The following is a 17,400-nucleotide window of genomic DNA, read 5'->3' on the forward strand; positions in this document are numbered from 1 at the left end:
CGAGATCGCCCAATACTTGCACAGGGCAGGCCCCAGGAAGGAGCATTTTACTCAAAGCGCCGCTATAATTTGCCCCTCTGACGGGTCTGCCGGACAGGGAATGCGAGGATGCGAAACCCGGTCGAAAACCAGGACACGTTGCTGCTGTGAAGCTGCTCGTCGGCAACCATCAGCCAATCTCTCTGACCCCTTTCGAGCAGGTGATTTACGTGGGGCACTTACGACCAGACGCTGCGACCTAGCTCAATATGCGTTTCTGGAATGTAGGAAATTTTCTTGGGAGTTAACCTCTGACCGTGGGATGATAGAAGAAGCGCAAATCATCCGGCAGGAACTTTATTTCTGAGCATTCGCACACCTGAATCGCTCGACACAAGCACTGTTTTCTGAACGAATAGCTCAAATTTGTCATGGTAGCGAGCGCACCGAGTGCGCGCACGCCATACGAAATCGCTTCAGACTTTACGCGCCCTACTTGCAGCGGGGGCATTCTATGTGGAGTAGATCCCGCGACCGTAAAAAACTGGAAACTAGACGGGATGGAAAAAGTGACAATACACCCTCCTACAAGATTACAATCATCGACTGTTTTGACAACCCGGTATTTCGAATGCTAAACAACTCAATTACCGCTGCCGTGGCAGACATAGCGACGGCTGTAAAGCGCTATTCTCTGGTAGGCATGCTCGGATGGCAGGATGTACGTCAACGGTATAGGCGCTCTGCTGTCGGACCGTTTTGGCTAACCATCAGCATGGGCGTTATGATTGGTACTATTGGCCTCGTATTCGGCCAAATATTTAACTCCCCCATGAAAGAATTTCTGCCATTTCTTGCAGCAGGTATGATTTTCTGGAGTTTTATTTCTACCTGCGTGTTGGAGGGCTGCACCAGCCTCATCGCCGCAGAAAGCATTATCAAACAACTCCCCATCCCATTATTCGTGCATATTTTACGCACGATATGGCGCAATACTTTGATCCTCGCGCACAACATCGTCATTTTCCCGCTTGTGCTGCTGGCTGTTCAGAAACCATTGGGGCTTGGAGCACTATTGAGTATCCCGGGTTTTATGCTGCTTGCTCTCAATCTGGCATGGATCAGCTTGATATTGAGCCTTTTATGCGCTCGATATCGCGACCTCCCGCAGATCATTGCGAGCGTCTTGCAAATTGCCTTTTATGTGACGCCAATCATGTGGCTTCCAAGCCTGCTACCAGGACGAGCCGGCACCTATTTACTGGATTTGAACCCCATCTATCACCTCATACAAATAGTCAGGGCCCCCTTGCTCGGACAGGATGCGAGCACTGTTAGCTGGTGCGTGGCCGGGGGCATGGCTCTGTTTGGCTGGTGCGTAGCGATCATCATCTATGGCCTCTATAAACGTCGCATTGCTTATTGGCTCTAAGAAGAAAACTATTATGGCTTCTATTGAATTTCATAACGCGTGCGTTGATTTCCCTATCTATAACGCAAGTGCTCGCTCTCTGAAAAAGCGACTGATTCAAGTCGCTACAGGCGGAAAACTCAGTGCCAACGACCAAGGCCGAGTGATCGTCAGAGCACTGGAAGACCTTACTTTTTCCCTCAATGACGGAGACCGGGTTGGATTGCTCGGTCATAACGGCGCTGGCAAAAGCACATTACTCAGACTGCTGAGCGGTGTATACGCCCCCTCCGCTGGCACTGCCAGTATCAGCGGCGAAGTCGCTTCCCTCATTGATATTTCATTAGGGATAGACCCGGAGGCATCCGGCAGGGAAAACATCTTCATGCGCGGCATCCTGCTTGGGATGACAAAAAGTGATATTGCAGAAAAACTCGACGAAATTATTGAGTTCTCAGAATTGGGTGACTTCATTGACATGCCGGTACGTACGTACTCTTCCGGCATGCACTTGCGCTTGGCCTTTGCGGTATCGACAACCATCAGACCTGAAATATTGATCATGGACGAATGGCTGTCGGTAGGGGACGAAGGCTTCAAGCACAAAGCAGAAGCTCGAATGAACGAACTGGTCGAATCCACCAATATTTTGGTGATCGCCAGCCACTCCCGTGACCTGGTGCTGCACACATGCAATCGGGTTATTTGGCTGGAGCACGGCAAAATAAAAATGGACTCGGATCCCGAAACAGTTACCCGAGCTTATTTTGGACACTAATATTTTCCTCCGCGCCTGTAACCCTCATTAAGTTAATAAAGCGGTGAACTCATAAAGAATCCACTTTATCAAATCAAGATAAACGTAGGTTCTTTGTGAAAGTAGCCGCGTAGACATTGCAGCCCAGACCCAATCACTTCATGCTCCCCAAACACAATCCCACCATCTGAGCTCGAATGCTGCGCTCCTGATTTTCTTCCAGAGCCGGCATCCTATGATGCGACCCGACGCAAATGTCGAAAAGGTCTATCTGTATCCAAAACCAGTCAACTCCCAAAATCTATCGATGGCCTCGCACCCCCCGGTTGAACTGGTCATCATGGTGACGGTATTCACCCACCTACGCTTTACGCGCCCTCAATAAATCCGGTAACCGTGTAAAAATTTTCGCAGCGCGGATAGAGAGACGACTCCGACAGCAAGGTACCCCCAAAACTATGGGCCAAAGCTAGCCAAAACAAATAAATATGCCTATCATCCCGCACTTATAGATCAAACGATAAATATTCAAGGCCTGACATGTCAGCAAAATTGGAAACCGGAAGCAATAGACTATTCCCTCTTGAAGCCTATAGGGGAATAGCTGCGTTTATTGTGCTTGTTCACCATTTTTTTTTAGCGTTTTCCCCATACACAACAGGAATAGCAGAGCAAACACGAGATAAAGACAGTTTAGTAGGGCAGCCATTTTTTGCTCTTTTAAACGGCACAGCGGCTGTCGGTTTTTTCTTCACACTTTCCGGGTTTGTTTTGTGCTGGTCCTATTTTAATCATGAAAACCCACAAAAACTTCTTCTGGCATTTCTTAAAAGATTTCCGAGACTGGCCGCCATCGTAACGATTACCACTGTCGCAAGTTACTGCTTATTCAAGCTTGATTTCTATTACTTCCATGACGCCTCGAAACTTAGCTTGAGCCCATGGCTTGCAACATTTGCTCACGGATGGACGCCAGGGTTTGAGCCGAGCTTTTGGGAAGCTCTAACGCAGGGGATGACAACTTTTTTCACAGGCGAAGCCTTTTACAATACAAACCTTTGGACTATGAAAGCCGAGTTTTTCGGCAGCATGATTGTCTTTATGCTTGCATGCTTTATTTCCGTAATACTCGGATATCGCCACCTAATTTACGCCTTTATAATTATTTCAATATCAGCACTGTTCTATAACGACTTCATATTCCCCTTTGTTGCCGGTACATTTCTTTCTGCCTATCTAGCCAAAAACAAAAAAGAAATCTCTTTCCATGTCTCCATTGCGCTAATTATTTTTGGGCTATATATGCTCGGCTATATAATCCCGGAAAAATCATACGCATGGGCTTCAGCCATCCCAATCATTATGAAAGTACACACCCAATCCCTACTCCACACACTTGGCTCCGCCTGCATAATATTCGCAACCATGACCAATCAAAAGGTGTTTAAAAACCTGAATGGAAAACTTTTAAGAGGCATCGGAAAAATTAGTTTCCCACTGTATCTTGTCCATACTCTTGTGATCTGCTCGCTATCAAGCTACGTATATCTCAAACTTGCAAATCACGGAGTCAGCAATACATCAAGTTTAATTATCGTATTTGTTGTAACCGCCACCACTTCAATTGCACTAGCAGTACCACTCTCTCGTTTTGATGACTGGTGGGTTAAGCAGGTTAATTCAATCACACGAAAACTCTTGAAAGAAAAACAATTAGTCTATTGAGCCCTACCTATAAGACGCACCTGCCAATATCACCGATAAATCAGGTGCCGGAGCGTAAAAGGTCTTTCACGGATGAGAGGACATGCAGAAACAAGAACGCCGATTTGATTGATAATGTTCGCATGTGCAAACATATCTAAGGAAGGTCTGAAGTACCCACCGATTTTTCATGCCCTCTCTGCTTGAGGTTCAAAAAATCATGAGTCGGTCGAAAAACAGGCCTTTCCTGTCCTTAATTCATGGTTCTTTCCTCTAGTCGCGCTGCTTCAGGGCGATCAGCCTGCATTACAGACGCACCTCGCCCATACCCATCAACCGTTTTCGCACCATCCACAGATTCGACAAAGCGAACAAGGTTGTCTGTTGAGCGATGTTTTTCGACAAGCCACGAAAGCGCACTTTCGTATAGCCAAACTGGCGCTTGATCACGCGAAATGGATGTTCAACCTTGGCCCGGACCTGCGCTTTCGCGTGTTCGATCTTGCGTCGCATACGCCCGATCAAACTCTTTTTGGCGTGCTTTTTATAGCTGCTCGGGCGTGCCGCAATCGACCAGATCATCTTGCGGTCCTGATGCTCTGGGCGTTTGTCCACTCCGGTGTAACCCGCATCCCCGCACACATAAGTTTCCTCGCCGTGCAGTAACTGATCGACCTGTGTCACGTCCGCTACATTGGCCGCGGTGCCCACCAGGCTATGCACCAAGCCGGATTCGGCGTCGACGCCGATGTGCGCTTTCATCCCGAAGAAATATTGGTTTCCTTTCTTCGTCTGATGCATTTCCGGGTCGCGTTTACCGTCCTTGTTCTTGGTCGAACTCGGCGCATGAATGATCGTCGCATCGACCACCGTGCCTTGGCGCAGCATCAAGCCACGGTCACCCAGATAGCCGTTGATGACCTGCAAGATTCCGCCCGCCAACTCATGTTTCTCCAGCAGGCGCCGGAAGTTGAGGATCGTGGTTTCATCGGGAATCCGATCCAGACTCAACCCCGCGAACTGACGCAGAATGGTCGTTTCATACAGTGATTCTTCCATCGCCGGATCGCTGTAGCCGAACCAATTCTGCATTAGATGAACCCGCAACATAGCCATCAACGGATACGCCGGACGGCCACCTTCGCCCTTCGGATAGTGTGGCTCGATCAAGCCAATCAGGCCCTTCCAAGGCACCACCTGATCCATCTCGATCAGGAAGCGCTCGCGGCGGGTCTGCTTACGTTTTCCGGCATATTCGGCATCGGCGAAGGACATCTGTTTCATCGGGGTTCAACCGCTCAGTTTGTGCGAGGTGCGTATTTCACCAAATCTGGATGTCTTTTTCAGAGTTTCCCTAACAAATCGGCGCTCTTATACGTAATCTTCTGGAAGGGCTTTTCTTTCGTTACAACCCAGCCGGATGGTGACGCTCTACAGATCGATTTAACGCCTCATGCCCCCTGCCTTTGAAGCCTGTCCAAAGATAGTAACCACGCCATGAACCCCACAATCAAAGCTGCAACTTGATACCGGATGCTGTTCCTGTGCTCCCGATTTTTTGTAACCGCCCCATAAGCTCACCTTCCAAGAAGTGGGCTTATGGAGTGTTTACATCGTTAAATCAATGCGCTTATTCTGGATTTTCCAATAACCAAGCGGTAAAGCGCTCCAATCCATGATCGAAACTCACGGCAGGACCCCACCCTAAAGACTGTTTGGCACGCTCTATATCCAGGATACTGACAGGCACGTCAAACCCACGACCCGACACGTAATGACGACTTACATCTCGCCCCGTGACTCTCTCGATCGCATCAAGTACTTCATTGAGACTATGTCCGCGCCCTGAACCGATGTTGAACACATGTTCTTCACCGGATCGCGCCAACGATGCCAACAGCGCTTGCACCACATCAGAGACGTGTATGTAGTCACGCACTACCGTGCCATCACCCCAAATCTCAACCGTCTCGCCACGCAGGGCTTTACCAAGAAATACGGCAACCGCGCCTTGGCTAGCATATGTGCGCTGCCCTTCACCAAACGGGTTTGCAAGACGTAAAACAGTATAGTCAAGGCCGTATAAGCGATGAAAAAGCGCCAGGTACTTCTCGATCGCCAACTTGGCAATTCCATAGGAACAGGCCGGGTCAGTCGCATGGGTTTCTGGAATAGGTACTTGCGTAGGGTCGCCATACACCGTGCCACCGGAGGAGATAAAAATAATCTTCCTCAGACCGGACTTTACCGCAAGGTTTAGCAAGCGGATGGTCGCAACGACATTACTTTCCACATCGAAAATGGGATCAGCATTTGAAGACTTGGGGAGCGTAGTAGACACAAGGTGATAGCAAACATCGCAACCTTCCAATGCCCGAGCAACTTCGGCCTCACTGGTGAAGTCGCCTTCGCAAAGCTCGAAATTAGGATGATTGAAGTGGGATTCACCCAGCGGCACCACGTTAGGACGATCGAAACAGCGCACAAAATGCCCCTGATCGAGCAATGCGTCTATCAAGTGGGTGCCTATGAAACCGCGCCCCCCCAGAACCAGGGACCGCTTAACGGGATTAGGGGAAGTGTTCTCGGAATTATTCAACGTTGCCCTCCAGCGCTTGATATGGTTGAAACTGCCGCCTTGTGCAGCAGCAGACAAGGCGGGCTTGACCTGCCCCATCCTTGGCAACCATTGCAACGACCTACACTTTATTATTTAACGGAACACACTGTGACGGCTAATGATACGTCAAGTGAGGCGGCTTACCAAATTGCAGGAGACGCCCGTCTCGCTCTCAGTGCAGGCCTGGCAATCAGCCGGACCTGCCCTGCGAGCCCTCCCCTTAACGCTAGCTGCCCTGCTTACAGCAAGTCCGGCTACAGGTCCTGAACAGTCATGCCAGAGCCTTCAGCCTTCGCCGACTCCGCCCTGCGCTGCTGAATGTCACGCTCGAACAAACGAAGATATTGAGAGGCAACGGCGTCAATTCGATATCGACTGGAAACGTCTTTCACCAAGCCGACGGCTTCCTGGTATTTCCGTTCATCTGTCGCGAACGCTGCAATCACGCGGGCCGTGCTGTCGATTGGGACTACCCAATCTTCCAACCCGATAATCTCCCCGGCAACGCCGCTCTCTATCGTCAACATGTTTTTGATGTCGCCTACGTCTGTGGCAATGTATGGCTTGCCGGCAAACAGGCAATCGACAATGGTCAGAGGGAAACTCTCGGACCTGAAGGTCGATAACATGATGCCCATGTCCGCGGCAGCATAATGGCCTACGGAGTTATCACTAAAGCCAGCCAGGTAAACGAAGTCCGGCGCACCTGCTTGACAATACTCATCGTACACCAGGCCATTACCGACCAATATAATACGGATGTCCCGACCGGTAAGTGATCGCGCAAGTTCTACCGCCTGGATCGCTTCGCCCCAGCCTTTATCGGGAATTGCCCGACTGACACAACACAATACAAAAGCATCTTCCGGTATACCCATCTGCACGCGCGAGATTGGAACGATTTCCGGCGGCTGCAACCCGTTAGGAACCTTGACGAAACGGGGAGAAGACTTGTCGTACAGTGAGATGTCCGAGAAAGGAACAAGATTCTTCTCAGCGGTGTAGACCCATGTACTGACACCTTTGTCAGCAATGCGCAACTGTTCATCAGTCACTCCATTGCCATGTTCAATCATCCCGTGCAAAGCGGCCACATGGGCGCCAAGCTCGGAAAAAACATCCGGGACATCGACCGGATACTTCTGAACGTACCACTGGTGGCTATTAAGTGCTTCAATTCCGAAATCATGAATGATCTCTTTCACTGATTCGATATTCGACGTCTCGATCACCGGCACGTCGCTTCTCAGCATTTTGCGAACACCGTCTTCGCGTTTTGGTATCCCGGCGCTAAACAAGGAAACGGAAATACCTTGGCGCTTAAACTCGTTTGCCAGTCGAATCGGAAGAATTTCGGCACCACCCGGATAGAAGCCGATCGTGGAAACCATCACGTTCGGCAGGCGATCAGCCCTGGCACGAACAATCGAATCATGGTCGTACCAGCGTAAAAACTCTTCTGCGGAGCCCCCGACATAGTGGTCATACAGCTTCTTGCTGGATGCCTCGCAAGCCTCAAGCACCGACATCGGAACATTGTAGAGGGACTGGATCGTTCTGTTCGCCACCCCGAGCTCGCGATAAAAGACCTCTTTGCGATAAGTGGTGTTGGCAGTACTTGCATAATGTCGACGGAAAAAGTTTGTACCCTCAGTGGAGTAAGCAATCTTCCCGCCGCGCAGGATGTGCAAATAGAAGACCCAGTCACCAGCAACTTTCATTGATAGCCACGACTGATCATCCAACAGCGGCATATCAACGGGACGCTTGAAAATCACGCCACTGGCATTAGGTATTGTATTTTTGATACCCAACGCCGAACGCACTTCGTTATGCGCCGTGCTTACATAGGAACCAGCCCATTTATTCGCACACTCCAGATCACTTACATAGTTAAGGAACTGGTCCGGCATAACGACTTCGTCCGTGGTTACGAACTCACACTTCGAGTACGCAAGCATGACCGCTTCATCATCAAAACAGCTAACAAGCGCCTCCAGGAAACGCTCATCACAGTAGTCATCGCTTTCAGCGACCCATACCAGGTCACCTGTGGCCGCCTTGATCCCCTTAGCCCACTGATGAAAAACGCCACCCGAATTCGTCTCATTGAACAACAAGCGTGTTATATCAGGGTACTTTTCCGCATAACCAGTTAACACCGAACGGCTATCATCAGTCGAACAGTCATCCATCAGGATGACTTCTATATTCTTGTAAGTCTGCCCATAAATACTATCCAGCCGACGAGCAAGATAGCTCTCATGATTATAATTTGGAACAATTACCGAAATTTTTGGCATAACGACACTGGAGTCAATATCCAGCAGAGCGCGTGTTGTTTCGTTCAACCGACCAAAACCGGTGATACTGTCTGGCTCAACGTAGAGTCCTTCCTGCCAATTGTTCCAGGCATTCACGAACAGTAGACGGCGATCCTCGGGGAGAGCCTTTCTCGCGCCCCTGATCGCCGCGTCAAGCCAACGCCCATAGTCACGAATGTGAAAGCGCGAATAAACCAGAGGAGAATATTGCTTAAGCGCAGTTTCATCACGCCCTAATGAAATAGCGTGGAAAACCGGAGTAGCACGAAGATGTGCTTTCTGTGCTCGCACGATCCCTTGCGAAGCAATAAGGTTATACGGAACGGTATCTATTCCATTCTTGTTTTGCGGTGGAAATACGCCAGTTTCGCCCGGCACAGGATCTGCAGAAAGATCAAGCGCGGCGTCACACAAACCATCCAGGTCCTGCGCTAACTCTTCCGAACCCGCGAAACCAAACTGAGCAATCAAGTACACGCCATCACACAGTTCATTCAATCGCTCACGGAGCTTGCGAATTGAATCAACTATGTCTTCGTCATATTCATTGAGCTTAACCACGATGACGGGGCGCTCATCAACCTGCACACATCGCTTATCAGCTAGAACTGCAACAACAGGCGTAATCAAGTTGTTCGACAGACCGTCCTGATGCAAATCTATTTGAATACAGAAATTAAAGTCGATTTCCGTATGGGCAAGAAAGGTATCCAGAGGCTGTGGCGACGCTTGCGCAACCGAATCTGCGCTCAGCTTGAAACAAAAGCCGAAAAAGCCATGACTCTTGGCACTGAGTACCTGCTGGGTGAACACACGCCCGTCCAACGAATCATACAACCCAAGCGTCTTATCAGGGCGCGATCGCTGCGGATTGCCCTTGGAAGCGAATCTGGCACTACGCAACGCCTCCCAGTCAGGCGATACATAGAACGCGAGTAACTTGATGTCGCTGTTAACTTCACCAAAACGGATGTCATTTTCGTGATTAATGAGTGCGTCCGGTACCGCTATTCTATGCTCCGCCGCGCCAGTGACAATGTAATGCCAAAGCGGGTTAAGACCAATGTGTTGAATGTCTTTGTAAAGTGCGAGGTAGGCGCGCGTATCAAAATCCATGGACGGATTTCTACCTTCGCGCCAGCCCTGTTCACAGTAGTGCCTGAGTGGATCTACCGAGACCTGCTCTACATCGCTGTACATCGCAAGGTAGTACTTCTCGTCGAACAAACCTGACTTTTTGACGGCTTCGATCTGTGCCTCGAGCACAGCCTTGAGTACCGGTATCGGTGTATATTCACCATACGGCTTGAAAACCGCATTACGCCCGACGGGACGACGCTTGACCGCCGTCATTTCGCAAATGCGAGCTGGCAATCTGACTGGACGACCTTCGAGCTGGCCACATTGAATGTAGTGAAGCAGCGGATGTACCTGAGCCTCGGCAACATCAGGGTTGGCCAACAGATAATCCGAAGGACTGAAAGCGGCGCAGGGATTGCGATTTTCTATCCAGCCCTTGAGCATGTAGTGCTTGAGTGGATCAGTGCCTTTTGCACGCACATCTGCATTACTGGCCAGGTAATAATCCGGGTCAAACAACCCGCTTTCGTGAATCTCACGAAGAGTATTTTCGTTATACAGCTCTCGACGACGTCTTAACGAGTCGAGTACTTTACTCCATGTCAGCGTCCTGACGTTATGGACGGACTCTCGCACAAACCCTGTAACTATTCGCACAGGCAAGGTTAAACGCCAGGAATGCGAAAAGAGTAACGCATTGAGTTCCTGCTGCGTCTTGAGCAGATCAGCCTTCAGACTGACACCCTCTTTTTCGTGATCAACCAAGACGGCTTTGAGGTCGACTAGCTGCCTGTTGAGCACACCCACAGATTGCTCAAGACTGGCAATATGTCGGTCGCGCTTAACCAAAGAACCCATGAGCTCTTTTAACTGCGATTCACGTTCAAACAGGGTCGGATTCAATGACGCAATCCGCTGATTCAAATCCTCGATCTGTTGAGTCAAGTCCTGGATTTGAAGGGCGCGCGCATCTATTTGTTGACGACTTTCCCGAATCAGCCTGGCCGCGTCAAACGCGAGATCCAACTGCTCTGCCGAAAACGCTTCTGTAGGTTCTGGTATCTGCCTGTCATATTCGAAGACATCAAAATCTTCGGCATACAGCTCTTTAATCAAACTCGCACTTCGTTCCGTTATAAAAGCAGAAAGGAAGGGAATGACATTTTCACTTGGCGAAGGCTCTGCGAAAGGATCGGTGGCCTGCTCACCGAAGTGCTCCGATAATGCTTTATGGAGTCCAGAGGAGTTTTCAATTTTAACCAACAAGGAATAATTGATCAAATCCGGACGCAATAGCGTGGCTTGAGGCGCCCAAAAATTCTTCTCAGGTGAAGATCCGCGATTGCTTGCGAGATACTCCAGAAACGCCTCAAAAGCCGAAGCAACATCCGCTACGCTTTTTACCGGCTGCTGTAGCAACTCAAACTTTGGATACAATGCGACCTGCTGTGGATCTTGCAACAGTATTTTCGACTGCCATGCAGAGAAGATACGCTTGTAAGGGTTTCGTACGGCGGCAAATCGAAAATATGTATCAGAAAGAAGGGATTCCAAAAGGTCTTCTATTTCCAGCCCGCTGACATGGGGCGCAACCTTGTGAAACTCGTGAACAATTTGATCAGAATTACTTCCCGCAGCCTCACCGACTCCACGCAAGGCCTGCGAACAACCTTCCAGTGTTGCAAACCACCACTTCAGGGACGTACTCGCAACCTTGGAGGTACTAACGTATAAAACCTTGTACTTCTCGGAACGGAAACTGTTCCACTTGAGATAGTCGAAGACTTTTTGTTTGTCCACTGATGACAAATCACTAATATTTAGCATATGCGTCAAAAAATCCTATGGGCATGCTGACTCTCAGCAACGCACTTCCAAACGAGTAAATTACCTGCACTAATACGAACACCCTGTAAGACGGCTACAACCATAGCCCTACATAAAAGGGTAACACTTGCAGATGACCACTCCCTGGTTCCAGCGACGACTATACGTCGACGACGTTAGCCCCCTGGGGCCGAGCAAACCACAAGCGCGGTCACTGACCCGGAGCAAACAAGCGCGAAACCAACCAAAACTGATTTATAACATTTTTTGGTCTTAACATTCAAAATAGCTCAGAAATACTGGGTTCCTTACCTATGGCCTAGCCGCAGCGCCCAACAAAAAAGGCTCAAGCCCCTACCGCCAAGAGCGAAAAACACCTCAAACCCAGGCACGTAGACGGTGGACTGAATCGTTGACGGCGCACAGGACGGGGCACCGCTCGAAACCATCCTGGCCCAGGCCTGCACCCCTCCCGAAACAGCCTGATTTGCTTATTTAAAGGGCTGCCCCCATCCATCTGGACAAAAAGCCAGAATATTGGGAGCAAAAAACCAATAACGAGTCAACAAACCGTATACAAAACCAACCACTTCGACTAACGAGCCAGAGCTACATCAGTAGAGAAATACAAAAAAAGAGCCACTCACACGGAATGACTCAATTCACAAAACTCAATGCCAAAAACCGCTAAAGCACGAACTCAGGTATAACTCTTACACGTTTTCACTGCGTGATTCTTGGCAATATAATAAGCTTCATGCAACTGCATATGCCGTTCCACCCGTACAGTGGGGTCCCCAGGTGTTCTAAACAAAGACGTTGTTTTTGGCACATAAACAAACTTATTGCCATAACCATAGCGCAACCAAAGATTCCAGTCTTCGAGACTGCTCATATCGGTTTGAAATCCACCTCGTTGCAAGTAGAGATCCTTTTGAAAAAGGAGAGACTGGATCGCTATAAAGTTGTGATCCAACAGAACATCATAGTCATATTCTTGCTTGAGAATGGGAGGTACATCATGGCTAACCTCAAAATATTGCTCTTCCACGCCACCGGCAACAGTACCGACTTCCAGTGCCAATGAGTAGGCCGCTACCGCATCAGAATTTTTCGCCAACGCACCAACAAGCACCTCGACATGATCCGCAAAAAGCAAATCATCATCATCGAGAAACATGCAATATTTTCCGGCTGCCTTTTCGAGACCATAATTACCGGTAACCGAACGACCGACTTTATCGAGGGAGTAGTAACTGACACTCATTCCCTCCGGAAATTCAAAATCAGCCACAACCGAGCTCATCGTAGAACCGCCATCCTCGACGACTATCAACTCGATATTCGGATACGTTTGATTAAGCACTGACATCATGGACTGCCTGAGAAACTCTCCTCGATTCTTGTACGTTCGAGTTACCACAGTAACAAGAGGGTAATCGGTCAATGGCTCACCCACCTCCCAGAACGCCCCATCCCTGATCATTTCATAATCAAAGCCCCTGAAAGGGAAATAGCAGTTTTCACTCGGCCCCTTGCCCCGCATAAAATACCGAGCCTTCTTGAATATCACACCGAAGTTTCTGAACACATCGCGACGGGCGCCAGCATAGGGTTCTGGACGGAGTAAAAGCAGGCACTGCAAGATAAAGCCACCCACTCTATCGCTCAAATTCCCATAGCGTAGCCTGATATAAGCATTGGCCAGCGTGCTGCCGGTATACTGAATCGGTTTTATATGATGCTCATGCTCATAGGTATAATGATAGACGACGGCAGACGGGCAATACTTGAGTTGGTATCCATAGGACCTGAAGCGATAGGAAAGCTCGACGTCTTCGCCATACATGAAGATCTCGCGCTCGTATCCACCGACTTTAACGTAAGCCGACCTTCTTACGAGTACGCAAGCATGGGACGACCAGTTGGTTTCCAACGTTACCGGATCGTAATATTTAGGATGCTCATAAGGTGCCTGCCTCAACTCCCAGGAGGCCACCTCAGCCTTGGCATCAGCCAAAGCAGCGGTCACCACTCTGGTTATAGCGTCTTTGGCAAAAACGATATCCACATTACTAACAAGAAAATACTCAGAGCTTCCTTTATGGATTGCTTTTTCATGCCCGGCACCAAACCCGACATTGTCGCCTTCCAGAATGTCGAAACCAGCCACTTCCTGACCAAGCAATGCCTGCCAACGCTGCAATGCTTCGAGGGTGCTGTCCGAAGACCCGTTATCAACAAAGAACATATTCAATTTGCTGAGCGGGTAACTCTGCGCCCTTAACGATTCAAAAAAACCATCAATCCACTTGCCACTATTGAACGTCACCACCGACACATCAATAACAGGTTGCGCCTGGGCGACCGACGAGCTCTGGAACCGTGAAAAACGACGATTCAATATAGCCTGTATAGCCTTGATATTATTTCGCGAATAAATTACCAACATTATGTTTTCGCGCAAACGCTTGAAAAACAAATGTATACGAACACGAACCCACACAAGGAAAGGAAACTTTTGGTAAAAGGGCCGAATGAACGCTTTAGACTTGGCCAAAAAAGAGCTCAGCCCTCGAAAAAAACGCGTTACGACTTGCCAAATTTTTGAAGCAACCATACTGAATAAACCACTCATTAAATCGAATCCCCTAACCAATGCAACTTAGCGACCTGCAAATATCACAACATCAGCGGCAGGTACATCCCAAGACGCTCCACAAGAGAGGCGACCATGCAAACCTGTGTTGATATGTGTTTCTGACGCTTTTTAATTACACTACTTGCTCCGACTCTCCAGCTTTGTAGGTGCATGCGATAAATAGCAGTGGAGCATAAGCTACGACCATACCAAAAAATCCGGAAATCCACCCACTTGCTACAGCGATCGATAACGGCATGAGCCATACAAAATTAATAGTGATCGATGCCAGCACTACTGTTTTATGGCTACGGTGCTTGCGAGAGGCATATTGGTAACCATGACTGCGGTGGGCTTCATATACTTTTTCACCTCGCAAAAGCCTGCGCATCAGGGTCCACGTCGCATCAACAATGAAAACACCAAGCATGATCAACCAGCTCCAAAGCAACTCGGGCGACTTGGAGGCTGCCTCAATGGACATCCCTGCCAATACAACCCCCAAAAAACCACTGCCTGCGTCTCCCATGAAAATTTTCGCCGGCGGATAGTTCCAACAGAGAAAACCCGCGACCGCTGCCACCAGAGCCAGAGGCCCCCACGCCAGTTCGAGGTTTGCACCAAACCAATAGACCAGCAACATTCCGAGGCAGACACTGATCGCTTCAGCACTGGCCAAGCCGTCAATGCCATCCATGAAATTGTAAAGATTCAGCATCCAGACCAAATACAGCACAAACAAAATATTCCCAATCCACCCTGGATCAAGGGTAGCGCCAAAGAGCGTGACGCAAGGAGAGCCTCCCAGCCAATATAACGCCCATATCGAGGCAGCAAAATGGCCTAATAGGCGCCACCTTGCAGCGATATGCCCGTGATCATCGGCAAAACCGATAAGCGCGACCAACAAGCCGCTCCCCAGCAAACCAAAGAGCGTCGCCAGGCTCATCAAATCAAGACCACGAAGGATCAGAAGCGCCAACAGAAAGGAGACAACAATAGCTACACCTCCACCCCGAGGAGTAGGCACCGAGTGAGAGCTGCGCTCGTTTGGTATGTCCATCAAGCTCTTGGCCAAAGCATAACGACGTAAAACAAGCGTCAGCCCCCAGGAAACAACGAATACTGCAAGTAGCAGCCACAAAAAAGTCATTTCGTCTGCGCGTCCAGATAGTGACCTGCGGTTTGGCGCATGGCTTCATCCATGTTGATGGGTGGTGTCCACCCCAATAATTCACGATTTTTGCTGATGTCGACCTGCAATGACCCGCAGATCCGTTGAGCAACGGATTGCTTTCTCAATGCCGAAGCCGCCACTACCAGCAACCACTCTGGCAGTGGCAAGAGCCAGGCCTTCGTCCCGAGCGCATTGCCCAGGCGACGTAGCATTTGAGTTGTGGACAAGTCCTGGCCATCACTGACCAGAAAGGTTTGGTTCGCTGCGGCAGGATGATCAATACAGGTGATTATAAGGTCCACCAGGTTTCCGATCGCCACAAGGCTACGCTGATTCCGGACCGCTCCCAACGGTAACGGAATACCTTTGTTAAGCCAGCGCAGCATACTCAGAAAATTGGCTTTAACCCCCGCCCCATAGATCAATGGCGGGCGAATAATCACCACTTCCATTCCGGTTTCACGAGCAAGTTGTCTCAGCGCTTGTTCAGCCTCGTGCTTGGACACGCCATAAGGATCCACCGGGGCCGGAGTATCGTCAGCCTTGAACGGCTTGCCTGGCAGGGTGCTTTCGCCATTGACCTTGATCGAACTGATGAAGATGAAGCGTTTGACTCCCGATTCAGCGGCGCGCTTTGCCAACCGAAGAGTGCCCTCCACATTGACCTTGCGAAATTCGGCCAAGGCATCAGAAGCGACTTCGTTCATCACATGAACTCTGGCCGCCGCGTGGACGACCGCACTTACATCCTTCAACTCAGACAAGGCTTCAGGATCATTCAGATCAAAGGGTACAACCGGGCATAAACCCTGTAACCGGGTGGGACTGCGAGCGGCTGCGATCGGAGCGAACTGTTTGTCCACCAACATCCTGAAAACCAGCGCCTCACCCACGAAACCGCCTGCCCCCGTGACCAATACCTTTGGGGCTGTCATTGAGCTTTGTTTCCTATCAACGCGGTGACCCAACAGATAAAAAAGAAGAAAATCTTGTCCCGTACCCGGCGCCTGCATTGCCAGGCACTGAAGGACAGCTTCATCAGTTCCGTACGCCGTAATTGCAGCAAGACGCCTTCAAAGGGTTTCGCCCCCTGCCCCACCAGATCTGCAATCAGACGAACCTGACCGAACCACCAACCGTCATGAATGGTTTTGTAACGAGCGATCAACGGACTCAGGCCTGTGTTGGCACCGACCTGATTACGCTCGTGCTGCCGGTAATCCATGCTGGGTAACGGGTCGATATACCAACGGTAACCATGACTGCGCGCAAAGGCGTAGCAATACCAGTCATGCAAAGTTACCCCTTGCAGTTGCTGCCAGTTGGCGAGCATCGAGCCTTTCAAGGCTTCTACCAGGCTTTTTCTAAAGACGTAGGTGCAGCCGGGCCCGGCTGCCTCGAACAAAAAATCCCAGGCGACCTGAGGCTGCGCCTTGTCCAACAGCTGGGTTCTGCCGCTTGGCCAGAACGCCGTCACGTTACTGGAGTAGGCATCTACTCCTCGTGCCTGCAGCGCCTGGGTTGCTCTGTGCAGCTTGTCGGGATACCAGATGTCGTCCTGGTCGGCAAAGGCGACGAAGTCGTAGCCATTGAAGTCAACGTCCCGGATCAACCGAAAGAAGTTGCGCGACGCTCCGCCGAAGCGATTGGCATCCGGAAGCACTACAACTGCTGGATGCTCAGCCGCATAAGCTTTACACCACGCCTCGGTGCCGTCAGTAGAGGGGTCGATGCTAATGTGCAGGGTAACGTCGACCGATAACTGGCCGAGAATCGAGACCAGTTGCTCCTCAATCCACTGCATTCCGTTGTACGCAGCCAGCAAAACTGCAACCTTGGGATGTTTTACTGGCATGCTATTCCTGCTTGCACGGATTAAA

At 49.9% G+C, this 17,400-nt stretch carries 10 protein-coding genes; 3 read left to right on the forward strand and 7 right to left on the reverse strand.

Features of this window, described 5'->3' with window-relative positions:
* Nucleotides 1-493 precede the first annotated feature (493 nt).
* From ACMXYH_RS23340 to ACMXYH_RS23350, 3 genes are all read left to right on the forward strand, one after another.
* On the forward strand, nt 494-1,411 hold the full coding sequence (locus tag ACMXYH_RS23340) for an ABC transporter permease (protein ID WP_415765103.1): 918 nt from the start codon (nt 494-496) through the stop codon (nt 1,409-1,411).
* Nucleotides 1,412-1,424: 13 nt separating this feature from the next.
* A complete protein-coding gene (locus ACMXYH_RS23345) occupies nt 1,425-2,168 on the forward strand; it encodes an ABC transporter ATP-binding protein (RefSeq protein ID WP_415765104.1) in 744 nt (247 codons plus the stop codon).
* Between the two features lie 519 nt (nt 2,169-2,687).
* The gene (locus ACMXYH_RS23350; RefSeq protein WP_415765105.1) at nt 2,688-3,872 is read left to right on the forward strand and encodes an acyltransferase family protein; all 1,185 of its coding nucleotides are present in this window, start codon (nt 2,688-2,690) and stop codon (nt 3,870-3,872) included.
* Nucleotides 3,873-4,157: 285 nt separating this feature from the next.
* Here ACMXYH_RS23350 and ACMXYH_RS23355 read toward each other — a convergent pair whose 3' ends face one another.
* The 7 genes from ACMXYH_RS23355 to ACMXYH_RS23385 all read right to left on the reverse strand — a co-directional run bounded on the left by ACMXYH_RS23355 (nt 4,158) and on the right by ACMXYH_RS23385 (nt 17,375).
* Nucleotides 4,158-5,135 (reverse strand): IS5 family transposase, encoded by a 978-nt coding sequence (locus ACMXYH_RS23355; RefSeq protein ID WP_415765106.1) that lies wholly within the window; start codon nt 5,133-5,135, stop codon nt 4,158-4,160.
* A 346-nt stretch (nt 5,136-5,481) separates the two neighbouring features.
* The gene (locus ACMXYH_RS23360; RefSeq protein ID WP_415765107.1) at nt 5,482-6,528 is read right to left on the reverse strand and encodes an NAD-dependent epimerase/dehydratase family protein; all 1,047 of its coding nucleotides are present in this window, start codon (nt 6,526-6,528) and stop codon (nt 5,482-5,484) included.
* 197 nt (nt 6,529-6,725) lie between these two features.
* Complete coding sequence (locus tag ACMXYH_RS23365; RefSeq protein ID WP_415765108.1) at nt 6,726-11,675, reverse strand: glycosyltransferase; 4,950 nt, start codon at nt 11,673-11,675, stop codon at nt 6,726-6,728.
* Between the two features lie 727 nt (nt 11,676-12,402).
* On the reverse strand, nt 12,403-14,340 hold the full coding sequence (locus tag ACMXYH_RS23370) for a glycosyltransferase family 2 protein (RefSeq protein ID WP_415765109.1): 1,938 nt from the start codon (nt 14,338-14,340) through the stop codon (nt 12,403-12,405).
* A 136-nt stretch (nt 14,341-14,476) separates the two neighbouring features.
* Nucleotides 14,477-15,496, reverse strand: coding sequence for an MraY family glycosyltransferase (locus ACMXYH_RS23375; RefSeq protein ID WP_008148731.1), 1,020 nt, complete (start codon nt 15,494-15,496; stop codon nt 14,477-14,479).
* On the reverse strand, nt 15,493-16,455 hold the full coding sequence (locus tag ACMXYH_RS23380) for a UDP-glucose 4-epimerase family protein (protein WP_415765110.1): 963 nt from the start codon (nt 16,453-16,455) through the stop codon (nt 15,493-15,495). Before ACMXYH_RS23380 ends, ACMXYH_RS23375 begins: the two co-directional genes overlap by 4 nt.
* Nucleotides 16,452-17,375: a glycosyltransferase gene (locus ACMXYH_RS23385; protein ID WP_415765111.1), complete on the reverse strand. Its 924-nt coding sequence runs from the start codon at nt 17,373-17,375 to the stop codon at nt 16,452-16,454. The genes ACMXYH_RS23380 and ACMXYH_RS23385 overlap by 4 nt, the downstream gene beginning before the upstream one ends.
* Between the last annotated feature and the right edge of the window lie 25 nt (nt 17,376-17,400).

Source organism: Pseudomonas frigoris, assembly GCF_047758635.1.
Classification (GTDB): domain Bacteria; phylum Pseudomonadota; class Gammaproteobacteria; order Pseudomonadales; family Pseudomonadaceae; genus Aquipseudomonas; species Aquipseudomonas frigoris.

Coding starts and splice junctions, on each gene's coding strand:
- ACMXYH_RS23340 (WP_415765103.1), top strand. CDS start 494: ATGTGGAGTAGATCCCGCGACCGTAAAAAACTGGAAACTAGACGGGAT.
- ACMXYH_RS23345 (WP_415765104.1), top strand. CDS start 1,425: ATGGCTTCTATTGAATTTCATAACGCGTGCGTTGATTTCCCTATCTAT.
- ACMXYH_RS23350 (WP_415765105.1), top strand. CDS start 2,688: ATGTCAGCAAAATTGGAAACCGGAAGCAATAGACTATTCCCTCTTGAA.
- ACMXYH_RS23355 (WP_415765106.1), bottom strand. CDS start 5,135: ATGAAACAGATGTCCTTCGCCGATGCCGAATATGCCGGAAAACGTAAG.
- ACMXYH_RS23360 (WP_415765107.1), bottom strand. CDS start 6,528: ATGGGGCAGGTCAAGCCCGCCTTGTCTGCTGCTGCACAAGGCGGCAGT.
- ACMXYH_RS23370 (WP_415765109.1), bottom strand. CDS start 14,340: ATGAGTGGTTTATTCAGTATGGTTGCTTCAAAAATTTGGCAAGTCGTA.
- ACMXYH_RS23375 (WP_008148731.1), bottom strand. CDS start 15,496: ATGACTTTTTTGTGGCTGCTACTTGCAGTATTCGTTGTTTCCTGGGGG.
- ACMXYH_RS23380 (WP_415765110.1), bottom strand. CDS start 16,455: ATGACAGCCCCAAAGGTATTGGTCACGGGGGCAGGCGGTTTCGTGGGT.
- ACMXYH_RS23385 (WP_415765111.1), bottom strand. CDS start 17,375: ATGCCAGTAAAACATCCCAAGGTTGCAGTTTTGCTGGCTGCGTACAAC.